Origin of the sequence: Streptomyces sp. NPDC001980, from assembly GCF_040296885.1 — a bacterium.
Taxonomy (GTDB): domain Bacteria; phylum Actinomycetota; class Actinomycetes; order Streptomycetales; family Streptomycetaceae; genus Streptomyces.
In genome coordinates this window covers 141,910-167,253 of sequence record NZ_JBEOYD010000012.1, presented here as the reverse complement: position 1 = coordinate 167,253, position 25,344 = coordinate 141,910, and the positions used below count along the sequence as shown (strand labels likewise).

Sequence of the window (25,344 nt, the reverse complement as noted above, 5' to 3'; positions counted from 1 at the left end):
GTTCCTTCACAGGGGGGAGTGGATCGGCCCGGTGCCGTGCAGGCGGTGGACCGTGGTGGTGGCGAGGTCGGTGTCGACGCCGACGGCGATCAGGGCGGTGGTGGCGGCGGTGGGGGCGTCGTCGGTCCAGGTGTTCGCGTTGGCGGTCTCCAGGAGGGACAGCAGGTAGGCCTCCAGGGCCCGGCCGAGCGGGCCGGGCGGGACGGTGGTGTGGAAGACGCCCTGCCGCTGGCCCTGGGCGAGGATCCCGGTGACCGCGGTGCGGGCCGGTGCGAGTACCTCGTCGGCGCGGTGGGCGCCCAGGTCCTGGCGGGCGAGGTTCACGAGCACGCGGTAGCGGTCGGCCGCCGGCCACAGCGTGAGGACGAAGCGGGCCAGGGCGGTCGCCGCGTCGGGGGACGGGGTGCGGGTGGCCTCGCTCGCGCGCCGGACCGCTTCGGCGGCGTCCGCGGTGAGCCCATCGACGAGTGCGGCCCGGCCCGTGAAGTGGACGTAGACGGTCCGTCGGGCCACCCCGGCGGCCGTTGCGATGTCGGCCAGGGTGCAGTCGGGATCGCGGCCGAGTTCGCGCCGGGCCGCTTCGAGGATGCGGGCGCGGGTGCGGGTTCGGATGTGCGTGCGGGTGGTCACGTCGGTCGGTACCTCGGAGCCGGGTGGCGGGCTCTCGATAGTTGCACACCAGCGAGCAATAAAATAGCGTGCACATCGATGGGTAATTAAGCGAGCCCCTCGTACCCCGTACCCCCCCACGTCCCCTGGGGGACTCCCGTGCCGTTTCTTGCCAACACCCCCGTCGAGAAGATGAGCGAGCCGTATCCACGGCGCTGGTGGGCCCTGATCGTGCTCTGCCTGAGCCTGCTGATCGTCGTCATGGCGAACACGTCGCTGATCGTGGCGGCGCCGGACATGACCACGGACCTGGGGCTGAGCAGCAGTGATCTGCAGTGGGTGATCGACGGGTACACCGTCCCCTACGCCGCGCTGATGCTGGTGCTCGGCTCGATCGGCGACAAGTACAGCCGTCGCGGCGCCCTGATCCTGGGTCTGCTGGTCTTCGCCGGTGGCTCGGTCATGGGCAGTCAGGTGCACCACACCGATCTGGTCATCACCGCCCGGGCGATCATGGGCGTGGGGGCTGCGGTCGTCATGCCGGCCACGCTGTCGCTGCTCGTGGCGATCTTCCCGAGGCGTGAGCGGGCCAAGGCCATCACCGCGTGGACCGCGACGTCCGGGCTGGCCATCGCGGTGGGCCCGCTGGTCGCCGGGTGGCTGCTGGAGGGGCACGCATGGGGATCGACGTTCCTCATCAACGTCCCGATCGCCGTCGTCGCCGTCTTCGGCGCCCTCGCGCTGGTGCCGCCGTCCAGGGCGGAGAAGCTCGGCCGCATCGACTACGTCGGCGGGCTGCTGTCGATCGTGTCGGTGGGCAGCCTGGTCTACGCGACCATCGAGGGGCCGCACTTCGGCTGGGGCAGGGGCCCGGTCACCGCGGCCGTCGTCGCCGGGGCCGGCCTGGTGGCGTTCGTCGCCTGGGAGCTGCGGCACCCGCACCCCATGCTGAACGTCCGCAAGTTCGCTCAGCGGCCGTTCTCGGGCTCGATGCTCGCGGTGCTGTTCTTCTTCTTCGGCACGTTCGGCGCGATCTACTACGCCACCCAGTTCCTGCAGTTCGTCCTCGGCTACACAGCGCTGGAGACCGGCGTACGGCTGCTGCCGCTGGCCGGGGCCGTCTTCGCCGGCGCCGCGATCACCGGGCGGCTCACCCCGAAGCTGGGCATGAAGCCGATGGTGGTGGCCGGCATGGCGATCGGCACCGTGGCCGTCTTCCTGCTCACCCGGATCGACAAGGGCTCGGTCTACACCGACTTCCTGCCGACGATGATGATGCTCGGCTTCGCGATCGGCCTCAGCGTCTCTCCGGCGACCGACACCATCATGGGCTCCTTCCCCGAGTCGGAGCTGGGGGTGGGCGGCGGCGCCAACGACACCGCCCTCGAACTCGGCGGCTCGCTCGGCATCGCGATCCTCGGCTCGCTGCTCGGTACCGCCTACCGCGACAAGCTGACCGGCCTGGTCGGCGGCCACCTCCCGGCCGCCGCGCTGGACACCGCCAAGGACTCGGTCGGCGGCGGGATCGCGGTCGCCGAGCAGGTCGCGAAGAACCCGACCGCCGGCGGGCCGCAGCAGGCCCAGGCGCTGCTCGACGCCGTCCACGAGGCCTTCGCCCACGGCGTCGCCCAGACCAGCCTGATCGGCGGGATCATCATGGCCGCCGGGACGATGGTCGTCCTTGCCGTGCTGCCCGGACTCCGGGGCGAGGCCGGGGCCGAGCAGAACGCCGAACCGCAGGAGAAGGAGCGGGCGGGCGTCGCCTGAGCCGCACACCCCCGGGCGGACCGGCGGACCGGCGGACCGGGCGGCGGAGCCTCAGGCCGCTCAGGCGCCAGGTGCCAGGCGGCTCAGGCCTCAGGCGGCTCAGGCGTCAGGTGCCAGGCGGCTCAGGAGAGCGGGACGTGCGTGAAGCGGGACGCGATGTGGAGGTCGTCCTGGACCTGGGCCGCCGTGGCGTGCAGGGCGGGCAGCACGTCACTCACGCATTCCGCCAGGGTGCGGCGGGCCGCGTGGGTGGCCACGTTCAGGGCCGCGACCGGGCGGCCCGCCCGGTCCCGTACCGGTACCGCGATCGAGCGCAGGCCCGACTCCAGCTCCTCGTCCGCCAGGGCGTACCCGCCCGGCCCGGCGAGACCCAGCAGGGCCCGGCCCAGCGCCGTACGGCTCGCCGGCAGGCGGGTGCCCACGGTGATGTCCACCGTCAGGACCCGGCTCGCGGCCGCCACCGCGACGTACTGGATCTCCGCCGGATCGGTCCCCGGGACCAGGACCGCCAGCGCCGTCGGCTCGTCGAGCCGGTCCGCGAGGGCGCGCAGCCGGGGGGCCGTGAGGCGGGAGAAGGTGGTGCGGGACAGCGGGGGGTAACCCAGGGACAGCACCCGGGGGGTGAGGGCGAACTCGCGGCCGACGGCGGTCACCAGGCCCAGGTGCTCGTACGTGATCAGGGCCCGCCGGGCCGTCGCCCGGGCCAGGCCCGTCGCCCTCGCCACGTCGGTCAGGGTCAGCGCCGAACGGCCCTCGCCGAAGGCGGTGAGCACCGTCAGGCCCCGGGCCAGTGATTCCACGAAGTCGCGGCCGAGTTCGTGCTTCGAGGCGGTGGTCCAGACGGCGAGGCCGGACGGCGGCGGTCCCGGCTCCGCGGGCCGGGCCCCGGCCTCGCGCAGCTCCGCCTCCATCGCCGTCACCGCCGTACGCAGCCGGGGGAGCAGGGTCTCGCGCAGGTCCGCCGCCGTGTGGCGGCTGGTGTGGCTGACGACGCTCGCCACGCACGCGACCCGTCCGGTGCCCGGGTCGCGCACCGGGACGGACACCGCGACCAGGCCCGGTTCGACCAGCTGGTCGTCCAGGGCCCAGCCGCTGTGCCGGGTCTCCGCGGTCCGCGCCTCGAAGTCGTCGGCGGCGGCCGGGCTCCGGGGCGGTACGGCGGGGAAGCCCGCGTCCGTCGGGTCCGCGGCGCGCCTCGCCCGCCAGGCCGCCCACTCCCGCTCCGTCCACTCGGCCGCGAACAGCGGGCCGGGGGCGGTGCGTTCGGCCGGCAGCAGGTCGCCGATGCGGAAGCTGACGGACATCGCGCGGCGCCGGGTCGCCTGGTGGATGAACCGGATGCCGTCCCGGTCGGCGACCGCGAGGGACACCGACTCGTCCAGTTCGTCGGCGAGGGCGTCCGCGTGTCCGTCCAGCAGCGCGGGCAGGCGCAGGGCGGCCAGGTAGGCGTTGCCCAGCTCCATCACCCGGGGGGTGAGCACCGCGTCCCGGCCGTCCGGGCGGACGTAACCCATGCGGGCGAGGGTCGCGGTGATCCGGTCCACCGTGGAGCGGGCGAGTCCGGTACGCCGTTCCAGCGCGCTCGCGCTCAACGTCCCGCCCGCCTCGGTCAGCGCCTCCAGCACTGCCACGCCCCGGATCAACGGCGTCACCGCCTCGGCGGGCGGCTCGTGCGCCACGGGGGAGGAGGGCAAGGGGGCGGTCATCTACTCTCCGGCTCCGATACGACGGTTTCCGCGATCTCGGCGATCTCTGCGATCCGAGCAGCGCACGCCTACCGTAAACCGTGCCCCACCTGGCCAGCGCCGGGTCCTGCAACCCCGCCCGAAGCCGCTGCCCCACCCCCATCACCCCACCCCGCATCACCCATCACCCCACCCCCCATCACCCCGCCACCGCCCCCCTACCCCCGCGTCACCCGCACCCGGTAGTTCCCGTCCCCGTCCACCCCCGTCACCAGCACCTCGATCCTGTGCGCGGGGTCCTTGAAGCTCTCGCCCGGCCCGAACGCGGCGTCGGAGAGTTCCGCCTGGACGTTGGGGCTGCGGGTGCAGCCGCCGGTGTCGCGGTGGGCGTCGTACACCTTGATCGGTCCGCGGCCGGTGTCGACGTTCGCGTCCACCTTGTAGATGAGGACCCCGGGGCGGCAGACCTCCTCGTCGTTGCCGCCCGTGGTGCGGACCTCCAGGGCGTAGCCGGTGCGGGCGTCCACGGGGACGAAGATCAGTTTCCGGCCGCCGGGGCGGGAGAGGGGGGTCAGCGTGTACTCGGTGCCGCCGCGGGCCGCCGCGCAGCTGACCTGGTCGGGGTCCAGCCAGCCCAGCTTCCACTTGTGCCAGGCGAGGAGGTCGTTGTCGGAGCCCCAGTCCTCGCTCATGATGTCCCAGTGCCCGACCGCGCCCCCGCCCTCCTGGGTGTAGAGGTCGGGCAGGCCGAAGACGTGGCCGTTCTCGTGGGGGAGGACCCGGTAGCCGGTGTGGGCGTAGGAGCCGGAGCCGTCGTCCTGGCGGGAGTAGACGAAGGAGGCGTTGGCGACCGGTGTGCCGTCGGCGACCGGGGCGTCGCCGTTGCCGGCGAACGTCACCGACAGCACGGTGTCCAGGGCGGAGGGGCCGGCGTTCGGGGTGACCAGGACGTTCAGGAGGTCGTACGACCGGAAGTCCACGTCCGGGTCGGCGGCGGCCACGATGTCCTGCACCAGTTGCCGGTAGCCGGGGTCGAAGGGAGCGCCGCGCTCTATGCCGTACGCGCTGAACGGCTTCGGCATCCTCAGCCAGTGGTCGATCGGGGCGGCGGGCCGGTAGTCGAGCTTGCCGTAGGAGGCGGTGCGGAACCAGTCCTGGGTCTGCGGGAAGAACTCGTGGTAGCGGTCGAGCGCGCTGCCCTGGCCGGGCGCGTCGGGGAAGTCGACCATCAGGGTGAGGGCGTGCACGGTGCCGGTGGAGCGGGAGTAGCCGCCGGGAGTGGGGACGCCCTCGGTCATCTGGATGTCGTGGCCGCCGCTGATCATGCAGGGGCCGTACACGGAGTTGCGGGCCAGCGCGATCGGGCCGGCGCCGGCCGGTGCGGGGGCCGGCGTGAGGTGCCCGGTGCCCGCCGAGGTGCCGACCGCGAGGATCAGCGCGGCCACGGCGGCGAGGCAGACCGCACGGCGGGGGCGTATGCGGCGGCCCGGCCGTATCGCGCGACCGCCACCGCGGGCCGGCGCCGAGCGGCGGGACGACGGCGTACGGCGGCGCGGCGAGGTACGGCGGGGCGGGGAGGTACGGCGGTTCGTGAGGTCGGTGCGGTCCGTGAGGCCTGTCTCTGTGAGGCTTGTGAGGTCTGTAGGGCTCGTGAGGTCCGTGGGTTTACGAAGGCGAGCGGGTATCCGCAGGCGGGCGGGTATACGGCGGCTGGGCTGCGGCTGCATGCACGGACCTTTCGCGCCACGGCAGCCGCCGGTCTCCGGCTGCACCCTTTGGATCACCCTGTGTCGGCGGGGCGGCGGGCGCGCGCTGGAGGGGCCGATCGTGGGATTCACCGAAGCGGGGCGGTGTGACTCAGGTCACGTGAAATTCGGAGAGGGTGTGGAAATAACCGGGGACCGTCTCCCCGTTTAGACCTGTGTCCGCGCGAAACGGGGAACGCCTCCCCGGATCGTGGAAACCAACAGACCAGGAGTACGCCGTGCAGACCGCGACCGCCTTCCCCGCCGTGCGCAAGGCACCCCGGCCCCGCGCCGACGCCCTGCGCAACCGGGAGCGGATCGTCACCGCCGCCCGCGAGATGTTCACCGAGTACGGCCCCGACGTGCCGCTCGACGACATCGCCCGCCGGGCCGGCGTCGGCAACGCCACGGTGTACCGCAACTTCCCCGACCGCGACGCGCTCGTCCGTGAGGTCGTCTGCTCCGTGATGGACCGGACGTCGGAGGCGGCCGAGCTGGCGCTCGCGGAGACGGGGGACGCCTTCGAGGCGCTGGAGCGCTTCGTGCACATCTCCGCCGACGAGCGGGTCAGCGCGCTGTGCCCGATGGTCTCCAGCACCTTCGACCAGAACCACCCCGACCTGGAAGCGGCGCGTCAGCGGTGCGAGCAGCTCATCGGGCAGCTCATGGACCGCGCCAAGGCGGCCGGGCAGCTCCGTCCGGACGTGGGCGTCGGCGATGTGATGATCGCCGTGGCCCAGCTCAGCCGGCCGCCGTTCGGTACCGACTGTCTGGTCGGCGACCGCTTCGTCCACCGTCATCTGCAGCTGTTCCTGGACGGGTTGCGGGCTCCGGCCCGCTCCGCCCTGCCGGGCACGGCCGTGACCATGGAGGACCTGCGCCAGGCCTGAACGACCGAGAGCGACAGCACAGTCCCGCAGGGGCCGATCAGTTACGGACCGGACAGCGGTCTCACCTCACACGGCCCTTGTTTCGCACCGATGTTCCGCACCGACCACAACACCGTCTGCGCTTCACCGATCCCTTTTTCCGTCACGCACCACTGACGTCCGTCACACAGAGCCGGACGTCGTGTCACGACCATCGACTTTCCGTCACGAAGTCACGAAGTGGGTACCCCCATGTCTGAAACAGCCGCCAAGGCTCCCGGCGCACCGGCGCAGTCCGGTGATGCCAACCGCTGGAAAGCGCTCGTCTTCATCGCGCTCGCCCAGCTGATGGTCGTCCTCGACGCCACCATCGTGAACATCGCGCTGCCCTCCGCCCAGGCCGACCTGGGCATCTCCGACGGCAACCGGCAGTGGGTCGTCACGGCCTACGCCCTCGCCTTCGGCGGTCTCCTCCTCTTCGGCGGCCGGATCGCCGACCTGTGGGGCCGCAAGCGGGCCTTCGTCATAGGCCTGACCGGCTTCGCCGCCGCCTCCGCGCTCGGCGGCGCCGCGACCAGCGGCGCGATGATGTTCGGCGCCCGTGCCCTCCAGGGCGTCTTCGGCGCCATGCTCGCCCCGGCCGCACTCTCCCTGCTCGCCGTGATGTTCACGGACGCCAAGGAGCGTGCCAAGGCCTTCGGCATCTACGGTGCGATCGCCGGTGGCGGCGGCGCCGTCGGCTTCATCCTCGGCGGTGTGCTCACCGAGTACCTGGACTGGCGCTGGACGTTCTTCGTGAACATCCCGTTCGCCATCGTCGCGGCGCTCGGCGCGTACTTCGTCATCCGTGAGCCGGAGGGCGGCCGCAACCGCAACCCGCTCGACATCCCCGGCGTGCTCCTGTCCACCCTGGGCCTGGTCTCGCTCGTGTACGGCTTCACCCGCGCCGAGTCCGACGGCTGGGGCGACGCCACCACCGTCGGCCTGTTCGTCGCCTCCGCGGTCCTGCTGATCGCGTTCGTCCTCACCGAGACCCGGGTCAAGGCCCCGCTGCTGCCGCTGCGCGTGGTCCTCGACCGCAACCGCGGCGGTATCTACCTCTCCCTCGGCGTCGCGATCATCGCGATGTTCGGCACCTTCCTCTTCCTGACCTACTACCTCCAGGTCATCAAGGGCTTCTCGCCGATCAAGACCGGCTTCGCCTTCCTGCCGATGATCGCGGGCATGATGGTCGGCTCCACCCAGATCGGCACCCGTCTGATGACCCGGGTCCCGGCCCGGGCGCTGATGGGCCCCGGCTTCCTGGTCGCCGCGGCCGGCATGCTGGTCATGACCCAGATCGAGATCGGCTCGTCGTACGCCTCGACGATCCTGCCCGCGATGGTGCTGCTCGGTCTCGGCATGGGTACGGCGTTCATGCCGGCCATGTCCCTGGCCACGCTCGGCGTCGAGCCCCGGGACGCCGGTGTCGCCTCCGCGATGGTCAACACCTCGCAGCAGGTGGGCGGCGCCATCGGTACGGCCCTGCTGAACACGATCGCCGCGTCCGCGACGACGTCGTACATCAAGGACCACATCGCGACCGCCACCTCCAAGTCCCAGCAGCAGCTGGTCCAGATGGAGGGCGCGGTGCACGGCTACGCCAACGCGATCTGGGTCGCCGTCGGCATGCTGGTGCTGGCCGCGGTGATCGTGGTGAGCCTCGTCAACGCCGGCAAGCCGGAAACCACGCCGGTGGTCTCCGGCGAGGGCGCGGAGGACGAGGTGGCGATCCCGGTGGTCGCCCACTGAGCCTCTGAGCGACCGGCACCGACCGGTCGGCCGACCTAGGGGTACCCGCACGCGGACCTGTCCCCGAGCTCCTCAGCGGAGCCAGGGCAGGTCCGCGCCCGCTTCGTTGGGCTGCAGGCCCTCGGCGACGATCTGCATGATCTCGCCGAGGGCCTGCTGCTGTTCCGGCGTCAGCCGCTCGAACAACGCCTGCCGTACGGCGGTCACATGGCCCGGCGCGGTGCGCCGCAGCACCTCGGTGCCCTCGTCGGTCAGGACGGCGAACTGGCCCCGCTTGTCGGAGGGACAGTCCTCCCGCCGTACCCAGCCGTTCTTCTCCAGGCGGGCGATGGCGTGCGAGAGCCGGGACCGGGTGATCTTGGCCTTCATCGCCAGCTCGGTCATCCGCAGCCGCCGCCCGGGCGCCTCGGCGAGCCCGACGAGCAGGCCGTAGTAGATGTGCGGCATCCCCGCGTCACGCTGGAGCTGACGGTCCAGATGGTCCTCCAGCAGGGTCGTGGCGTGCAGGTACGAGCGCCAGACGCGCTGTTCGTGGTCGGTGAGCCAGCGGCTCTGCGTGGTGGCGGATCCGGATGCCGTATTCATGTGTCCCACTGTACGAGCCCCCTCCTTGAAACTTAAACAAGTGGCGCGTAAGGTGATACACAGAAAGCTTGAGAGTTAAAACAGCAAGCTTGAGAGTCGAAACAGCAGTCGTAGCGTGGAGAGTCGAAGGATGGGGGCCGGGAAGGCAGCCCGGCACCCGGAGGGAGCCGCCGCCATGTCCGCCGCCGCACCGGAGCGCATGCCCGCCCTCTACCTGAGCCACGGCGCGCCGCCGCTCGCCGACGACCCCGTCTGGCCCGGCGAACTCGCCGCCTGGAGCGCCGGCCTCGCCCGCCCCAAGGCGATCCTGATGGTCTCCGCCCACTGGGAGGAGGCCCCGCTCGCCCTCGGTGCCGTGCGGACCGTCCCCCTCGTCTACGACTTCTGGGGCTTCCCGGAGCACTACTACCAGGTGCGGTACGCGGCCCCCGGCGCGCCCGAGCTCGCCGAGTCCGTACGCAAGCTGCTGCGCGCCCCCGGCACCCCCGTCCAGGACATCCCGGACCGCGGTCTCGACCACGGCGCCTACGTGCCCCTGGTGGAGATGTTCCCGGCCGCGGACATCCCCGTCCTGCAGATCTCCATGCCCACCCTCGACCCGGTCCGCCTGATGGAGATCGGCCGCCGGCTCGCCCCGCTGCGCGACGAGGGCGTGCTGATCGTCGGCTCCGGCTTCTTCACCCACAACCTGGCCGCGCTGCGGTACGCCGGCCAGGGGGTGCCGTCCTGGTCCTCCGAGTTCGACGACTGGGGACACCGGGCGCTGGAGGAGCGTGACTGGGACGCCCTCCTCGACTTCCTCGACAAGGCCCCGGCCGGCCGCTACGCCCATCCGCGCACCGAGCACTTCGCCCCGCTCTTCGTCACCATGGGCGCGGCGGAGGCGGGCGGCGAGCTGGACGCGCAGAAGTCGGTGATCGACGGGTTCTGGATGGGAATGGCGAAGCGGTCCGTGCAGTTCGGGTGACCGCAGCGGGAGGGCCCGGTCAGAGGTGCTTCTCGTACCAGGCCACGTCCCAGTAGCGGCCGAACTTGCGGCCCACCTCGCGGTGCGTGCCGACGTACCGGAAGCCGAAGCGCTCGTGCAGCCGGGTGGACGCCTCGTTCGGCTGCGCGATGCCCGCGTAGGCGCGGTGCAGGTCCTCGCCCGCGAGCGCCTCGAAGAGGGTCTTGTAGAGGAGTGTGCCGACACCGCGTCCGCCGGCGTCGGGCGCGACGTACACCGTGGTCTCCACGGAGGTCGCGTAGGCCGGTTTCGCTCGGTAGGGGCTGGATGTGGCGTACCCGAGAATCTCCTGTGAGTCCGCTGACGTGGCAACCATCAGGCGGTACGGGCCGTCTTCCGGGTGGGAGAGCAGCCACGGACGACGCTCTTCCGGCGTGAAGGCCACCGTGTCGAATGTGATGGACGTCTCACGAACGTAGTGATTGTAGATCTCCGTGAGGGCTTCGAGGTCCCCCTCGACTCCCGGTCTGACCTGCACCTCTGTACGTTCCGACGGCACCGGACCTCCCCACGTGGTCGCACAGGGTACTGCATGATCAGAAAGTTCGGGGGGTGGCATGGGAATTCTGTCCGGATTCCAGTCGTTGTTTCCACCAGATGCCGGGCACTCGACGACAGTCCGAGGAGTTCCAGAAGTGGAGTTCCGCAGCGCTGGAGTCCGAGCGCCGAGCATTTGCTGAAGGACCGAGAAGAACCGACAGGACCACCCCGCCCGCCCACCATCGCAAAGGGAGCACGCATGGCAACCCGTGCCGTCGCCCGTCGTCAGTCCGCCGCCACCGGCGAGACGGCCGACTCGGCAACCAGTGTTCGCGCCCGTGGCGTTCGCGGCCACGGCGCCGAGATCGCCGACCGCGATCTGGTCGGCATGTACCTCGACGAGATCGCGCGCACACCGCTCCTCGACGCCGCCAAGGAAGTCGAGCTGTCCCAGACCATAGAGGCGGGTGTGTTCGCGCAGCAGGTCCTCGACGGCGAGGAGGAGTCCGCGTCGGACGCCACCCGTGAGGAGCTGGAGGCGCTCGTCGCCGCCGGTGAGCGGGCGAAGGACGTCTTCATCCGCTCCAACCTCCGCCTGGTCGTGGCCGTCGCCCGGCGCTACCCGCGCAGCGGTCTGCCCCTCCTCGACCTGATCCAGGAGGGCAACGCCGGTCTGGTGCGCGCCGTCGAGAAGTTCGACTACCGCAAGGGCTTCAAGTTCTCGACGTACGCCACCTGGTGGATCCGCCAGGCGATCACTCGTTCCATCGCCGACCAGTCCCGGACCATCCGGCTCCCCGTCCACCTGGTGGAGGAGCTCGGCCGGATCCGCCGCGTCCAGCGCGAGTTCAACCGGGAGAACGGCCGCGAGCCGGAGCCCGCCGAGATCGCCGCCGAACTCGGCTCCACCCCGGAGCGTGTGGTGGACGTGCTGGACTGGGCCCGTGACCCGGTCTCGCTGAACATGTCGGTGGACGACGACGGCGACACCCAGTTCGGCGACCTCCTGGAGGACACGTCGGCGGTCAGCCCCGAGCAGTCCGTCCTGACCCTCCTGCGCAGCGAGGAACTGGACGACCTGATCGGCCGCCTGGACCAGCGCACGGCCTCGATCATCAAGATGCGGTACGGCATCGAGGACGGCCGCGAGCGCACGCTGACCGAGGTCGGCAAGGAACACGGCCTGACCCGTGAGCGCATCCGCCAGATCGAGAAGCACGCGCTGCTCGAACTGAAGAAGCTGGCCCGCTCCACCGGGTTCGAGCCGGCGGCGTAAGGGGGTTGCGCGGGAGCAGGGGGTTCGCACGAGTGGGGCTCGCGTGACCGGTGCGCGTGTGACCGGTGCGCGCGGGACTCCACTCACGCCGGGCGCGTGCGCCGGGTGGCGAAAGACGGCGCAAACATGGCGCGGTACCGCCGCTTCAGGGCTCCGCGTGTAGGGAACAACCATCCAGGGCCGGGGAGTTGAGGTCCAGGGCGGACCACTCCCCGCGGGGCCGACGGCTCCTGACGGGGCGCCGGCCGCCGGCGGGCCACGGCACCCCTGACGCCCACGGTGTCCACAAGCCACGTCCCGACGCACCATCCCCCCGGCGCCGGGACTCTCCCAGAGCCGGGCTCCGGCGCCCATCCCCCCCGGGTGCCGGAGCCCGGCTCACCTCTGCACGGGACTCCCCGCGGACTCCTCGCGGGCTCCCCGGGGTCTGTCCGTGCGGCTCCCCGCAGGGGCCGACCGCTGGAGCAGCCGGTCGCGTTTGCCCGGATCCGCTGCTGCCGGGCATGCTGAAACGGTGGTTCACCCCGTACCTGAACCACGGGGTGAACCACCGGATGGCAGATTCTGCCACATGGGCATAGCCTGCCGAGGTGAGCACCCCCAGCACCACCGGCGACACCCCCACGCAGGATCCCGCCCACCTCTCCCTCACGGAACGGCGCAAGGCGGAGACCCGCATGGAGATCGCCCGGGCGGCCGCGGGCCTCTTCGTACGGCGGGGCCTGCGGGCCACGCGCGCCGAGGACATCGCACAGGCCGCGGGCATCGCGCCCCGCACGTTCTACCGTTACTTCGCCACGAAGGAGGAGGCGGTAGCCCCGCTCTACGCGGCGGGTGCCCGCCGCTGGGCGGAGGCGGTTCGGTCGGCCCCCGCGGCCCTCTCCGTCCCCGAGGCCCTCGAACACGCCGTCCACCACACCCTGACCCCCGGCGTCGGGGTCTCCGCGGCCTCCTGGGAATGGGTCCGCACCCTGATCCACCTGGCCGACACGAGCCCGGCCCTGCGCAAGGTGTGGGCGGAGATGTGCCAGTCCTCGGACCGGCTCCTGGTGTCGATCCTGGCGGAACGCACGTCCGCCGCCGTCGACAACGTTGCTCCAGCCGCCCACCTCCGCTTCGCCGCGGCGGTGGCCGGCGCGGCGGTGAGAGTGGCGGTCGAGTCCTGGGCGGCGGGCACAGCCGCCCCCACGGGACCGGAGGGCCCGGCAGCCCTGGCCCTCCAGAACCTGGCGGCGCTACGGGGGTTCGCGTGGGAGGGACCGAGCGCGTAGTCGCTGCGCCGAGCTGGCACGGGTGGGCGCAGCGGCACCGTGCCGGCGCCGTAAGCGACCCCCCGCCCCCAGCCCCCACTCACCCGCACTCCTCACCCGCCCCAGCCCGACTCAACCGGCCCCCCAACTCCCGCGCACACGCCGCCAGTTCCGCAGGCTCCCGTACCTCGAACTCACACCCCACCATCGCCAACCGCACCGCCAGCCACTCCACCGGGTCCCCGGTGTCCCCCCGCACCACACACCAGCCGCCGCCCCCTTCCTCCTCCACCGGCGTCCCCAGCCACCTCGGCAGCCGGGCCCCCACCTCCGCCACCGACCCCGCGAAGGCGACAGCGAACCCGTACGTCTCCTGCTGCCGTTGGATGGACCGCCGCAGGTACTCCGCCGCACTCCCCGTCGGCATCTCCCGCGGCGCGAACCGCGCGCCGGTGGCGAACGGCTCGCTCACCCGGTCGACCCGGAACGTCCGCCAGTCGTCGCGATCGACGTCGTACGCCACGAGGTACCACCGCCGCCCCGTCGACACCAGCCGGTACGGCTCCGCCTGCCGCCGCGTCTCACTCCCGTCCGCCGCCCGGTACGCGAACCGCAACCGCTCCCGCCCGGCGACCGCCGACGCCATCACGGTCAGCGTCTCGGGCGCGATACTCGCCCCGTCCCCACTGGTCAGCGGTGTGGTCGCGGCCTGGAGCGTGGTCACCCGGTGCCGCAGCCGGGCCGGCAGCACCTGCTCCAGCTTCGCCAGCGCCCGCACCGACGCCTCGTCCACCCCTGCCACGGCATGCCCCGCCCCGGCCCGCAGCCCGACCGCGATGGCGACGGCCTCCTCGTCGTCGAGCAGCAACGGCGGCATCGCCTTCCCGGCGACCAGCCGGTACCCCCCGTCGGCCCCCTTGCTGGCCTCCACGGGATACCCCAGCTCCCGCAGCCGGTCGATGTCCCGCCGCACGGTACGCCGGGACACCCCGAGCCGGCCGGCGAGCTCACCGCCGGGCCACTCGCGGGGCGTCTGGAGAAGAGACAGCAACTGGAGGAGCCGGGCCGGAGTGTCTGTCGTCATGTGTCAGAGGATGCCGTAGAACTAGGACAAGATCCGGCCTAATGGGCTCCTAGATTGACGGCATGACTTCCACTGACGTCGACATCGACGCCCTGAAGGGGCGCGGGGAACTGCGCGACCAGCCACACACGACCGCCACCCGGCACACCACACCCACCCCCACGGCGCTCTCCGAACCAACACCCGACCGAACCCGCTGGCTGGCCCTGGCCATCGTCATGACCGCGGCCTTCATGGACCTCGTCGACGTCACGATCGTCAACATCGCCATCCCCTCCATCCAGCGGGACGCCGGTGCCTCCTTCAGCCAGATCCAGTGGATAACCGCCGGCTACGCGCTCGCCTTCGCCGCCGGCCTGATCACCGGCGGTCGTCTCGGCGACATACACGGTCGCAAACGGCTGTTCCTGGTCGGCGTCGCAGGATTCACCCTCGCCTCGGCCCTCTGCGGCTTCGCCGCGAACCCGGAGATGCTGGTCGCCTCCCGCATCCTGCAGGGCGGCATGGCCGCGATGATGGTCCCGCAGGTCCTGTCGATCGTGCACGCCACCTTCCCGGCCCACGAACGCGGCAAGGTCTTCGGCCTGTTCGGCGCGATCGTCGGCCTGGGCGCGGTCTCCGGCCCGCTGCTCGGCGCGCTCCTCACCGAGTGGAACATCCTCGGCCTCGAATGGCGCCCGATCTTCCTGATCAACCTCCCGGTCGGCATCGCCGCCCTCCTCCTCGGCCGCCGTTACATCAGCGAATCCAAGGCCCCGCGCGCGCTGCGGCTGGACCTCGTCGGCGTCGCCCTGGTCACCCTCGGCCTGTTGATGCTGCTCTACCCGCTGACCCGCGGCCGTGAGCTGGGCTGGCCGCTGTGGGGGTACGCGTCGATGGCCGGCGCGCTCGTCGTCTTCGCCGTGCTCGCCGCACACGAACGCCGCAAGGCGGCCCGCGACGGCTCCCCCCTCGTCGAACCGTCCCTCTTCACGGTGAAGAGCTTCGCCGCCGGCATCGCCGTGCAGACCGTCTTCGGCGTGGCGCTCGGCATCTTCTTCCTGGTCTGGACGCTGTACATGCAGGTCGGCCTCGGCTGGAGCCCGCTGCATGCCGGCCTGACGGGGGTGCCGTTCTCGATCTCCGTCTCGGTCGCGGCCGGCCTGTCCGTGCAGAAACTGGTCCCGCGCTTCGGCCGCAAGGTGCTCCAGGCCGGCGCCCTGCTGATGGGCCTCGGCGTCCTGCTCTACGTCTGGGAGTCGCACCGCTACGGCCTCGCCATCGCCTCCTGGCAGATGGCCCTGCCGCTGGTCGTGATGGGCGCGGGCATGGGCCTGATCGTCGCCCCGCTGACGGACGCGGTGCTCTCGGAGGTGCCGCGCGAGCACGCCGGTTCCGCCTCCGGTCTGATCAACACCGTGCAGCAGATGGGCAACGCGCTCGGCCTCGGCCTGGTCTCGGTGGTCTTCTACGGCGCCGTCGACGACCAGTCGGCGCCGGGGCGGGTGGGGCCGGCCTTCGTGAACGCCTTCCAGGGAGCACTGGGGTGGGTGGCCGCGGTGCTGGGCCTGATCTTCCTGCTGATGTTCGCGCTGCCGGGGCGGGCGGCGGCGGAGCAGGCTTCGGACGGACCGGAGCCGATGCCCTCGGGCGGCTGAGGGATCTTCGTCCCGGAACGACAACTTATGTACCGAACACTCCGGCTTCGAGCGCCTGACGTGCCCAACTGGCCTGCTCTGAAAGAAAACTGACAGGGTATAGAGGCGGGGCGAGACCGGACTGCAGTGTCCTTGTTCATTAGTCGACATTCGACGGTGTGTCGCCGTGTGCGGCGGCGTGTGGCGGCGGAGCGCGGATTCCCGCACGGGAATCCGCGCTCCGTGCGCACCCGCCGCATTTCCTGTCGACATGGATTGCCTCTCGGAAAAGAATTGCCGAACCCTTGGCCGGCGAATTCGAGGGGTGGGGGCGGCCTGTCGGGCGGATTTTCCCGGGCTCGCTTCCGTGCGATCGGCTCGCCGGCCGGGTGTGGACTGGTTGGCCGGATCTGTTTGCTCTTGATCGATGGCAATCGCTTGATAACGCTGTCATGTCTCGGCGCCGGCCGGGCCCCGCGCGGCTCGGTGCGCATAAAGAGGGCAAAACGTGCGGCCGACTGAAGTGTGCCGACGGGGCGTGCGGGGCGGGGTACTGTCCGTGAGACTCCCCGTTCCCGGGGATTTCGCCCGACAAGTCGAGTGGTGAGGACTCCTTGTCGGCTGGTGGGGAGTGACCTAAAGGCCGTCCGTGGTGTTTACTGGGCACCGGTCTGATCCCTGGTGGGTCCGGACCCTTTCCGGGAGGTCCTGGGGGTGGTGCCCCGGGGCCTCTCGTTTTTGCCTGCGGTATGAGTGGGCGTCATATGTCGCTCACCGGAAAGAACTCCGTCAGGCCTCTGCGGGGGTGTGCGGATAACCGGGATAACCGGGTCGGGAATTACGCCGGAACCAAGCAGATCTCTCGCTCGGACCGCACGTGATCTTCTGTAACAAAGCCCCGAAACCGGGGGGTTCCCGGCATGATCACTATTCCTCGTGGTGCCCTCCGAAACACAACTGGCTCTTCGCTTGCGGCGAGCGGTACGGTTTATCTCGCTCATCTGTCTCAACCCGCCCGGCCTCACCACCCGGGCGCTGACGTACCTCCCGGACCTCCCGGAGCGGGAGGCCGGAGCAAGTGCCGGACCCACCACCGGAACCCCGCAGGCCAGCGGGGTTTCAGAGCACCAACAGAAGAGAGATCAGAGCCAGTGCGTACCGTCAACGACGACGGCGTCCCTCCGCCGTCGCGCCGCGGCTCCCGCGGCACCCTCCCTGTGACACGCCGTCACCCTCGCGCGCCCAGGGGAGCCTGCGCCCGCGCGCGTCGGAGTGCCTGCGCCCGCGCGCGCCGGGGTGTCCACGTCCACGCGCCTCGTGGCGCCCGCGCCGGCACGCGCGCTGCCGCGGCCGCCGTCGCGGGGGAGTGACCATGCCTTCGACCGTCGACACCGCCCGGTCGATCGACCTTCTCCTCGGGCACGAGGACAAGCCCGAGGGCAGCTTCCTGCAGCGGCTGTCCGCCGCGGAGTGGCACGTCCTGCTGGAGGCGAAGCTGCGCAGCCGCACCTTCGCCCGGGACGAGCACCTGCGGACGGGACCGGACGACCGGAACGTGTACATCATCTGGGAAGGCGTCGTACGGCAGGATCGCTTCCCGCTGGGTACGGGGGAGAACCTGCCCAGCGTGACGCGGTTCCGGGGCGGCGGCCAGCTGGTCGGCGAGGCCAAGCTCATCGCCCCCCGCTCCACCGTCCTCACCACATGCCTGACCAGGACCGTGGTCATCCCCTGCGGTGCCCGCCACTTCAACATCCTGCTGCGCCGTCGGCCCGAGATACAGCTCGGCCTCCTGCGCAGCCTCGAGGACCGCAACCGCAGTGACGAACTCGTCTACACCATGACCACCAGGCCGCCCCTGGAGCGCGTCAGCGGACTGCTCGCGCACCTCGCCGACACCGCCGGTGTCGCCGGCCCCCGGACGGACTGCACCAACATCAGCGGCCCGAGCCAGAAGGACATCGCCGCCGCCCTCCAGCTCGCCACCTCCACCACGGAGAACGCGATCCGGACCCTGCGCTACCACGGGATCGTCGAGGCCCGGTACCGCCAGTTCGTCGTCCACGACATCGACGCGCTGCGTCACCTCGCCGCCCGGCACTGACCTCGCCCCGGTGTGCCGGCCCCCGGCCCGGCACTGAGCTCACCCCGGTGTGCCGGTCCCCGGCCCGGCGCACCGGCCTCCGCCGCTCACGCTCCGCCCCTGAACGGATCACCGCATGATGACCAGCACCACCACGCTGGCGATCGGCACCAGTGCCGGCACTCTCGTCCTCACCGCCGTCTCCGCTCTCGTCGCGGGTGTCCTCGGCACGTACACCCTCCGGCACCACAGGCAGGTCTTCGCCTGGATGCGGAAGGTCCGCGGCCGGGACGAGGCGAACGCCGAACTCGACAGGCCGGCCCAGTGGCTCGCCGACCTCTACCGGGCCCAGTGCGGCCTCGCCCAGAAGCCCTGCCGGGCCGACGACTTCGAGGACATCTCCCGGACCGGCAACATGATCAAGGGAATCGCCGACCACATGGGGCCCCTCCGCCCCGAACTGACGGAGGTCGTCGAACGGGTCGACGCCTACGTCGCGACCGCGCTGCCGGAGCCCGGCCCGGCCGCGCGGGTCACCGTCCCGGAGCATCGCGCCCAGCTTGTCGGCGCCATGCGGCAGGAGGCCGCACGGGGTGAACTGGCCCGCGCCGTCATCGCCGCCGAGCAGAAGATCACGGCTCAGAGGCACGGCTGACCTGGCGCCCACGCCCGTATGTGTCTGCCTCATGCCCGAACCTGTTTACTTTCTGGAAATCCCGGCGTAGCCTCCTCGCGAAACCACAAGTTCGGGCATAAGTCAGACGTGATCGGACATGGGTCGGACGTACGTTTGAGTGGAGGCGCAGGGCATGTACGCACCGGAGCGGCAGCAGGAGATCCTCCGGCTCGCCCGTGACGGCGGCCGGGTGGACGTCGTGTCGCTCGCCGAGGAGTTCCAGGTCACGCAGGAGACCATCCGCCGCGACCTGAAGGCCCTCGACCGCGCCGGCCTCGTCCGCCGGGTGCACGGCGGTGCCATCCCGGCCGGACGCCTCGACTTCGAGCCGGACCTCGCCGAACGCGAGTCCACCTCGGCCGACGAGAAGGACCGCATCGCCAAGGCCGCCGTCTCGGAACTGCCGAGCGAGGGCACCCTGATCCTCGACGCCGGTTCCACGGTCGCCCGCCTCGCCGCGGCCATCCCGCTGGATGCGTCCCTCACCGTCGTCACGCACAGCCTCCCCATCGCGGCCCGCCTCGCCGACCACCCGGGCATCCAGCTCCACCTGGTCGGCGGGCGCGTACGGCACAACACGCGTGCCGCCGTGGACGCCTGGGCGCTGCGCGCGTACAGCGAGATCCGGGCCGACGTCCTCTTCGTCGCCGCCAACGGCTTCTCCGCCGACCAGGGCCTGACCACCCCCGACCTCGCCGAGGCCGCGGTCAAGCGGGCGGCCGTCGCCGCGGCCCGCCGGGTGGTCCTGCTCGCCGACTCCGCCAAGCACGGCCAGGAGCACTTCGCCCGCTTCGGCGACATGGGCGACGTGGACCTGCTGATCACCGACAGCGGGCTGAGCCCCGAGGACGCCGCCGCCATCGAGCGCGGCGGCACGGAAGTAGTACGAGCATGAGCACCACGAGCGTCACGATCGGTACCGGCATGATCCTCACCGTCACCCCCAACCCCTCCCTCGACCGGACCTACGAGGTCCCCGCCCTGGAGCGCGGCGAGGTCATCCGCGCCTCCGGCGAGCGCATGGACCCCGGCGGCAAGGGCGTCAACGTCTCCCGCGCGGTCGCCGCCGCCGGCCGGCGCACGGTCGCCGTCCTGCCGCTGGGCGGCGCGCCGGGCGCGCTCGTCGCCGACCTGCTCGACGCCCAGGGCATCGAGGTCGCGCCGGTCCCGGTCGCCGGGGCCACCCGCTCCAACATCGCCCTCGCCGAGTCCGACGGGGTGCTCACCAAGATCAACGCGCCGGGCCCGGAACTCTCGGCCCAGGAGCAGGAACTGCTCCTGGAGACCGTGCGCGAGCAGTCCCGCGACGCCGACTGGATCGCCTGCTGCGGCAGCCTGCCGCGCGGGCTCGCGCCCTCCTGGTACGCCGATGTCGTCGCCCGGGCGCACGCCGGGGGCGCACGCATCGCGCTGGACACCTCGGGGCGCGCGCTGCTCGAAGCGGTGCGCGCGCAGCCCGACGTGGTGAAGCCGAACGCCGAGGAGCTCGCGGAGGCCGTCGGGCGCCCCCTGGCGACGGTGGGCGACGCGCTGAAGGCGGCCGAGGAACTGCGCGGCATGGGTGCCCGCGCCGTCCTCGCCAGCCTGGGCGCCGACGGGCAGCTGCTCGTGGAGGACGAGGGCGCCTGGTTCGCGAGCGCCCGCGTGGACACCGTCCGCAGCAACGTCGGCGCCGGCGACTCCTCCCTCGCCGGTTTCCTCATCGCCGGCGGCAGCGGCCCGAAGGCCCTCGCCTCCGCCGTCGCGCACGGCGCCGCCGCCGTCCAGCTGCCCGGCAGCGTGATGCCCACCCCGGCCGACCTGGACCCCACGGCGGTGACCGTCGCCGACGTCGTCCCCGTGGACCGCGAACTGACGGAGCCGGTGTCATGAAGACCCAGACCCGTACGACCGCTGACCCGGCCGCGCCCCTCCCCGGCGCCGCCCGTCGACAACCGGCCCAGGAGCGGCACGGCGTCTCGTTACTCGCCGCGCCGACGGGCCGTCGGGGCACCCTGAGCCGCCCCGCCGTGCCCGGGAGGCGGGGCTTCCCCGGCCCCGCCTCCCATCCCGCCCCCCACGGCACCCCCGTCCCCGAAGAACCCGCCCACCCCACACTCCGGGCGATACGCGTGCATAGGAGCCCGCGATGAGCGACATGATCACCGCGGACCTGGTCGATCTCGACCTGTCCGCCGATACCAAGGAAGCGGCGGCGCGCGCCCTCGCCGAGCGCATGGTGGCCCTGGGCCGGGTGACCGACCTGGAGGGCTTCCTCGCCGACGTGGCCGCCCGCGAGGCCCAGATGCCGACCGGCCTCGACGGCGGCATCGGCATCCCGCACTGCCGCAGCGCCCACGTCACCGAGCCGACGCTCGCCTTCGGGCGCAGCGCCGCCGGCGTCGACTTCGGCGCCCCCGACGGCCCGGCCGACCTGATCTTCCTGATCGCGGCCCCCGCCGGTGCCGACGACGCCCACCTCACGATCCTCTCCGCGCTGGCCCGCCAGCTGATGAACAGCGAGTTCACGGACGCGCTGCGGGCGGTCGGCGACGCGGCGACGGCGGCCGCGCTGATCCGCGGCGACGAGACGCCCGCGCCCACGACGGGCGCGGCGGCTGCGAGCGCCTCTCAGAACACCGCTGCGGCGCCGGCGGCGGCCTCCGCCGGCACCGCAGCGGCCGGCAAGGACGCGGGCTCGGAGGCCGGCGAGCGCCCGTTCCGTATCGTCGCCGTCACCTCCTGCCCCACCGGCATCGCCCACACCTACATGGCCGCCGAGTCGCTGGAGAACGCGGGCCGCGACGCGGGCGTCGAGCTCGTCGTCGAGACGCAGGGCTCGGCCGGCTTCACCCGGCTCGACCCCGAGGTCATCGCGGCGGCGGACGGCGTGATCTTCGCGCACGACGTGCCCGTCCGGGACAAGGACCGCTTCGCCGGCAAGCCGACCGTCGACGTCGGCGTGAAGGCGGGCATCAACCGCCCCGCCGACCTGATCGGCGAGGTCCGCGCCAAGGCGGCCCGCGGCGAGGTGACGTCCGGCTCCGCACCGGCCACGCCGGTGGAGCGGGCGGGCGAGGCCGGTGAGGGCTACGGCACCAAGCTGCGCAAGTGGCTGATGTCCGGCGTGAGCTACATGGTGCCGTTCGTCGCGGCCGGCGGTCTGCTGATCGCGCTCGGCTTCGCGATCGGCGGCTACGAGATCAAGTCGGCGCCGTCGGTGCTCAACCACTTCGTGTGGACGCAGTCCGACAGCTGGGCCGCCCTGATGTTCCAGATCGGCGCCGTCGCCTTCGGCTTCCTGGTGCCGGTCCTGGCGGGCTACATCGCCTACGGCATGGCCGACCGGCCCGGCCTGGTCCCCGGCTTCGTGGGCGGCATGATCGCCTCCCAGATCAACGCCGGCTTCCTCGGCGGCCTGGTCGCCGGTCTGCTGGCCGGTGGCGTGGTGATGGCGATCCAGAAGATCAACATCCCGAAGGTGCTGCGCGGCATCATGCCGGTGGTGGTGATCCCGCTGATCTCCACGGCGATCGTCGGGTTCCTGATGTTCGTCGTCGTCGGCAAGCCCATCGCCTCCGCCCAGAAGGGCATGACCGACTGGCTGAACGGCCTCTCCGGCTCCAACGCCGTCCTGCTCGGCGCCCTGCTCGGCCTGATGATGTGCTTCGACCTCGGCGGCCCCGTCAACAAGGTCGCGTACACCTTCGCCACCGCCGGTATCGCGGTCTCCAACCCCAGTGACTCCGCGATGAAGATCATGGCGGCGGTCATGGCGGCCGGCATGGTCCCGCCGCTGGCGATGGCTCTGGCGACCACCGTGCGCGGCAAGCTCTTCACCGAGACCGAGCGCGAGAACGGCAAGGCCGCCTGGGTGCTGGGCGCCTCCTTCATCTCCGAGGGCGCGATCCCGTTCGCGGCCGCCGACCCGCTGCGGGTCATCCCCTCCTCGATGGTGGGCGGCGCCATCACCGGCGCCCTGTCGATGGTCTTCGGGGCCACCCTGCGCGCCCCGCACGGCGGCATCTTCGTGGTCCCGCTGATCGGCAACCCGTTCCTCTACCTGATCGCCATCGCCGCCGGTGTCTGCGTCACCACGGCCCTGGTGGTCCTCCTCAAGGGCCTGCGCAAGCCGGCCCAGCAGGCCGCGGCGGGCGGCTCCGCCGCCGGGACGGCCGCCACCGCGAAGGAGGCCAAGCAGCCGGTCGCGGCCTGACCTCCGCACCGCCCGGCCGTCTTGTCCCTTTGATTCGCTGTGAGTTGTTCACGGCACCTGCGAGATACGTCACGGTCCGGGACCAAAGTCCCGGACCGTGGTGTGTACTGGGGCGTATGCCCGCGCACGTATCGACCCTCCAGCTGATCGGCATGGCCGCGCTCACCCTGGCGACCGTCGCCTGGGCGGCCGTCGTGACGCGCCTGCTGCGCCGCAACCGCCGCGAGGCCCTCGCCTGGCACGCCGCGCGCGCTCTTCCCGCCTTCCCGCACCAGTACGAGGCCGCTCCGCCCCGGGAAGCCGTCGAACTGACCCCCGCCGAGCAGGACGCCTTCGCCGGCCTGGTCCGCAGACTCGGCGGCCGCTGAGCCTTCCGGCAGGGGGCGGGCTACCCCCGCCGCGCCGCCCGCCGCTCCATCGCGTCCCTGGCCGCGTCCTCCGACGGGTACACCTCGCACATGTGCCGACCGTCCGGCGTCGCCGTGTGCTCGACCTCCCACAGGGACAGCTCCTGGCCGTCCCGCAGCAGGAACGCGTGCTCGTAGAGCGAGAAGGTCGCCCCCGGCCTGCCCGTCCGCCCCGGCCGTCCGAACGCCTGGGTGATCTGGTGCGCGAACGCCGCCGACAGCGCCTCGGCCGTCGCCGCGCCCGGCCGGTCGGGGTTCTCCGCACGGCGCAGCAGCCGGCGCGCGTGGTCCGCCGAGTCGTCCGGCACGTACACGTGCCGGGGCTCCGGGACCGGCACCAGCGTCACCAGCACCGGCAGCTCGAAGTCCGGGGTGTCCGGCGGCAACGGCAGCCGCGCGGTCGCGGCCCGCAACTCCTCCTCGTCGACGTACACCTCGTGCTGCGGGTCACCGCCCGGCACGGTGTTGTGCACCAGCTCCCACAGCGTGACCGCGGAGCCGTCGGCCAGCAGCCAGGTGTGCCGGTACGTCTCCCGGTGCAGCCCCGCACTGTGGTGCGCGGAGTGCAGCGAACTGTCGTGCGCCAGCGCGCAGTCCAGCTGCCTGATGGCCTCGTCGGGCAGTTCGAAGGAGTTCAGGGCACGGCCGAGGAGTCGCGCGAGGTGCTCCTCCGGAGACTCGGGCGACTCGGCTGGTTCGTACGCTGCCGTCTCGTACGGAACGCTCAAGGTTTCTCCCGGCGTTGCTGCATGTCACCTTGTGGGTGCATACCGTAGCCCCTCGGTCGGACATCATGTCCGGGAACCGAGAAAACGTACGCCGGGAAAACGCGCGGGCCGCGCGAAAAGTTCCCGCGCGACCCGACGATCAGTCAAAAGGTGCCGGTCAGACGGCACTTCCGGCGGTCCACTCGCTCCACGACAGGTTCCACCCGTTGAGCCCGTTGTCCGGCTGCACGGTCTTGTCGGGGGAGTTCTTCACGATCACGACGTCCCCGATGAGCGAGTTGTCGTAGAACCACTTGGCCGTCGTGTCACCCTGCGCGCCCTGCACGTCCGCCATCCCCACGCAGCCGTGACTGGTGCCCTCGCGCCCGAACGGCGGGTTGCCCTTGTTGTACCAGTAGTTGCCGTGGATGAACGTCCCCGACGTCGTCAGCCGCATCGCGTGCGGCACGTCCGGGATGTCGTACTCCCCGCCCAGACCGACCGTCTGGCTGTTCATCCGGGTCTGGGTGAACTTCTCGGAGATCACCATCTGCCCGTTGTACGTCGTGTGCTCGGGGCTGCCCGTGGACACCGGCACCGACTTGAGGAGCTTGCCGTCGCGCATCACCGTCATGGTCTGCGTGTTCGCGTCCACCGTGGAGACCTGCGAACGGCCGACGGTGAACGACACCGTCTTCTTCTGCACCCCGTAGACGCCGTTCGCGCCCTCGACCCCGTCCAGGTCGATCTTCATCGTGACCTTGGAGCCGGCCTTCCAGTAGTCCTGCGGCCGGAAGTCCAGCCGCTGCGCCCCGAACCAGTGCCCCACCACCTGCTGGCCGCTGCTGGACGTGACCGTGATGTGCGACTGCACGGCCTTCTTGTCGGTGATGACCTTGTCGAAGTTGAACGACACCGGCATCCCCACGCCGACCGTCGTCCCGTTGTCCGGCGTGTACGTGCCGATGTAGCTGTTCGCCGAGTTGACCGTGGTGAAGATGGAGTTGGCCGCCGCGGTGAGCCCCTTGGAGTCCTTGGCGGTCGCCGATATCTCGTACTTCGTGCCGCGCTCCAGCTGCTCCTTCGGCTTCCAGGTGCTGCCGTCCGCCGAGAGGGTGCCGTCCACGGCCTGCCCCGACCCCGCCACGGTCATCTTGACGTCGGTCAGCTTCCCTTCGCTGACCTGCACGCCGGTCGTGTTGATGGACGCGCCGGTCGAACCGTCCTTCGCCGAGATCACGATCTTCGCGACCGACGTCTTCGCGGCGGTGTCCTGCCCGCCCTTGCCGACGTCGCTCTTGTCGTTGGCGTTGGCGTTGCCGCCGCAGGCGGTGAGGGTGAGGGCGCCGACCATCAGGGCGGCACAGGCCCCCAGTGCGCGCCGCGCTGCAATGTCCGGCGATGTCACGGGCTGCTCCAGGTTCTTGTGAGTTCTTGCGATGTGCGTGATCCGCTCCAGTGCGTGGAGAAAGAGGCCGGAGGCCCCCCTCGGGGTTCCCTCCGGCGCCCGCGA

21 protein-coding genes are annotated in these 25,344 nt (G+C 71.6%); 13 read left to right on the top strand and 8 right to left on the bottom strand.

Translation table 11 applies throughout. The features are described from left to right. Window positions 1-6 precede the first annotated feature (6 nt). On the bottom strand, window positions 7-630 hold the full coding sequence (locus ABT137_RS20630; RefSeq protein ID WP_351710825.1) for a TetR/AcrR family transcriptional regulator: 624 nt from the start codon (window positions 628-630) through the stop codon (window positions 7-9). 138 nt (window positions 631-768) lie between these two features. Here ABT137_RS20630 and ABT137_RS20625 point away from each other — a divergent pair, with 138 nt between their 5' ends. Beyond that, the gene (locus tag ABT137_RS20625; protein WP_351710823.1) at window positions 769-2,376 is read left to right on the top strand and encodes an MFS transporter; all 1,608 of its coding nucleotides are present in this window, start codon (window positions 769-771) and stop codon (window positions 2,374-2,376) included. A 122-nt stretch (window positions 2,377-2,498) separates the two neighbouring features. Here ABT137_RS20625 and ABT137_RS20620 read toward each other — a convergent pair whose 3' ends face one another. Together ABT137_RS20620 and ABT137_RS20615 are read right to left on the bottom strand one after the other, a co-directional pair. After that, window positions 2,499-4,082, bottom strand: coding sequence for an IclR family transcriptional regulator domain-containing protein (locus ABT137_RS20620; protein WP_351710821.1), 1,584 nt, complete (start codon window positions 4,080-4,082; stop codon window positions 2,499-2,501). Window positions 4,083-4,279: 197 nt separating this feature from the next. Next, complete coding sequence (locus ABT137_RS20615) at window positions 4,280-5,788, bottom strand: M6 family metalloprotease domain-containing protein (protein WP_502984553.1); 1,509 nt, start codon at window positions 5,786-5,788, stop codon at window positions 4,280-4,282. Window positions 5,789-6,045: 257 nt separating this feature from the next. Between ABT137_RS20615 and ABT137_RS20610 the strand changes: the two genes are divergently transcribed. Together ABT137_RS20610 and ABT137_RS20605 are read left to right on the top strand one after the other, a co-directional pair. Next, window positions 6,046-6,696, top strand: coding sequence for a TetR/AcrR family transcriptional regulator (locus tag ABT137_RS20610; RefSeq protein ID WP_351710819.1), 651 nt, complete (start codon window positions 6,046-6,048; stop codon window positions 6,694-6,696). Between the two features lie 231 nt (window positions 6,697-6,927). Then, the gene (locus ABT137_RS20605) at window positions 6,928-8,466 is read left to right on the top strand and encodes an MFS transporter (RefSeq protein WP_351710817.1); all 1,539 of its coding nucleotides are present in this window, start codon (window positions 6,928-6,930) and stop codon (window positions 8,464-8,466) included. A 72-nt stretch (window positions 8,467-8,538) separates the two neighbouring features. Here the strand turns inward: ABT137_RS20605 and ABT137_RS20600 are convergent, their stop codons facing one another. Then, window positions 8,539-9,051, bottom strand: coding sequence for a MarR family winged helix-turn-helix transcriptional regulator (locus ABT137_RS20600; RefSeq protein ID WP_351710815.1), 513 nt, complete (start codon window positions 9,049-9,051; stop codon window positions 8,539-8,541). Window positions 9,052-9,226: 175 nt separating this feature from the next. Between ABT137_RS20600 and ABT137_RS20595 the strand changes: the two genes are divergently transcribed. Beyond that, window positions 9,227-10,018: a dioxygenase family protein gene (locus ABT137_RS20595; protein ID WP_351710813.1), complete on the top strand. Its 792-nt coding sequence runs from the start codon at window positions 9,227-9,229 to the stop codon at window positions 10,016-10,018. Between the two features lie 19 nt (window positions 10,019-10,037). Here the strand turns inward: ABT137_RS20595 and ABT137_RS20590 are convergent, their stop codons facing one another. Next, entirely contained in the window at window positions 10,038-10,556 is a 519-nt protein-coding gene (locus ABT137_RS20590) for a GNAT family N-acetyltransferase (RefSeq protein WP_351710811.1), read from the bottom strand. A 240-nt stretch (window positions 10,557-10,796) separates the two neighbouring features. Here ABT137_RS20590 and ABT137_RS20585 point away from each other — a divergent pair, with 240 nt between their 5' ends. Both ABT137_RS20585 and ABT137_RS20580 read left to right on the top strand, forming a co-directional pair. Beyond that, window positions 10,797-11,813 carry a sigma-70 family RNA polymerase sigma factor gene (locus tag ABT137_RS20585; protein ID WP_351710809.1) on the top strand — a complete coding sequence of 339 codons (1,017 nt, stop codon included), beginning with the start codon at window positions 10,797-10,799 and terminating at the stop codon, window positions 11,811-11,813. Window positions 11,814-12,490: 677 nt separating this feature from the next. Next, window positions 12,491-13,084 carry a TetR/AcrR family transcriptional regulator gene (locus tag ABT137_RS20580; RefSeq protein WP_502984556.1) on the top strand — a complete coding sequence of 198 codons (594 nt, stop codon included), beginning with the start codon at window positions 12,491-12,493 and terminating at the stop codon, window positions 13,082-13,084. Between the two features lie 79 nt (window positions 13,085-13,163). Here the strand turns inward: ABT137_RS20580 and ABT137_RS20575 are convergent, their stop codons facing one another. Next, the gene (locus ABT137_RS20575) at window positions 13,164-14,147 is read right to left on the bottom strand and encodes a helix-turn-helix transcriptional regulator (protein ID WP_351710805.1); all 984 of its coding nucleotides are present in this window, start codon (window positions 14,145-14,147) and stop codon (window positions 13,164-13,166) included. A gap of 62 nt (window positions 14,148-14,209) precedes the next feature. Between ABT137_RS20575 and ABT137_RS20570 the strand changes: the two genes are divergently transcribed. The 7 genes from ABT137_RS20570 (at window position 14,210) to ABT137_RS20540 (ending at window position 23,085) form a co-directional block, all read left to right on the top strand. Beyond that, on the top strand, window positions 14,210-15,784 hold the full coding sequence (locus ABT137_RS20570; RefSeq protein WP_351710803.1) for an MFS transporter: 1,575 nt from the start codon (window positions 14,210-14,212) through the stop codon (window positions 15,782-15,784). A 1,351-nt stretch (window positions 15,785-17,135) separates the two neighbouring features. Next, window positions 17,136-17,867, top strand: coding sequence for a Crp/Fnr family transcriptional regulator (locus tag ABT137_RS20565; protein ID WP_351710801.1), 732 nt, complete (start codon window positions 17,136-17,138; stop codon window positions 17,865-17,867). Window positions 17,868-17,982: 115 nt separating this feature from the next. Further along, window positions 17,983-18,501, top strand: coding sequence for a hypothetical protein (locus ABT137_RS20560; RefSeq protein ID WP_351710799.1), 519 nt, complete (start codon window positions 17,983-17,985; stop codon window positions 18,499-18,501). 154 nt (window positions 18,502-18,655) lie between these two features. Then, window positions 18,656-19,417: a DeoR/GlpR family DNA-binding transcription regulator gene (locus ABT137_RS20555; RefSeq protein ID WP_351710797.1), complete on the top strand. Its 762-nt coding sequence runs from the start codon at window positions 18,656-18,658 to the stop codon at window positions 19,415-19,417. A 29-nt stretch (window positions 19,418-19,446) separates the two neighbouring features. After that, window positions 19,447-20,394 carry a 1-phosphofructokinase gene (gene pfkB / locus ABT137_RS20550; RefSeq protein ID WP_351710962.1) on the top strand — a complete coding sequence of 316 codons (948 nt, stop codon included), beginning with the start codon at window positions 19,447-19,449 and terminating at the stop codon, window positions 20,392-20,394. A gap of 256 nt (window positions 20,395-20,650) precedes the next feature. Further along, entirely contained in the window at window positions 20,651-22,717 is a 2,067-nt protein-coding gene (locus ABT137_RS20545) for a PTS fructose transporter subunit IIABC (protein ID WP_351710795.1), read from the top strand. Between the two features lie 116 nt (window positions 22,718-22,833). Continuing rightward, window positions 22,834-23,085 carry a hypothetical protein gene (locus ABT137_RS20540; protein ID WP_351710793.1) on the top strand — a complete coding sequence of 84 codons (252 nt, stop codon included), beginning with the start codon at window positions 22,834-22,836 and terminating at the stop codon, window positions 23,083-23,085. Between the two features lie 20 nt (window positions 23,086-23,105). On the opposite strand, the gene ABT137_RS20535 is transcribed toward ABT137_RS20540, so the two are convergent. Together ABT137_RS20535 and ABT137_RS20530 are read right to left on the bottom strand one after the other, a co-directional pair. After that, the gene (locus tag ABT137_RS20535; protein ID WP_351710791.1) at window positions 23,106-23,852 is read right to left on the bottom strand and encodes a DUF6227 family protein; all 747 of its coding nucleotides are present in this window, start codon (window positions 23,850-23,852) and stop codon (window positions 23,106-23,108) included. A 157-nt stretch (window positions 23,853-24,009) separates the two neighbouring features. After that, the gene (locus ABT137_RS20530) at window positions 24,010-25,239 is read right to left on the bottom strand and encodes a L,D-transpeptidase (protein WP_351710789.1); all 1,230 of its coding nucleotides are present in this window, start codon (window positions 25,237-25,239) and stop codon (window positions 24,010-24,012) included. Between the last annotated feature and the right edge of the window lie 105 nt (window positions 25,240-25,344).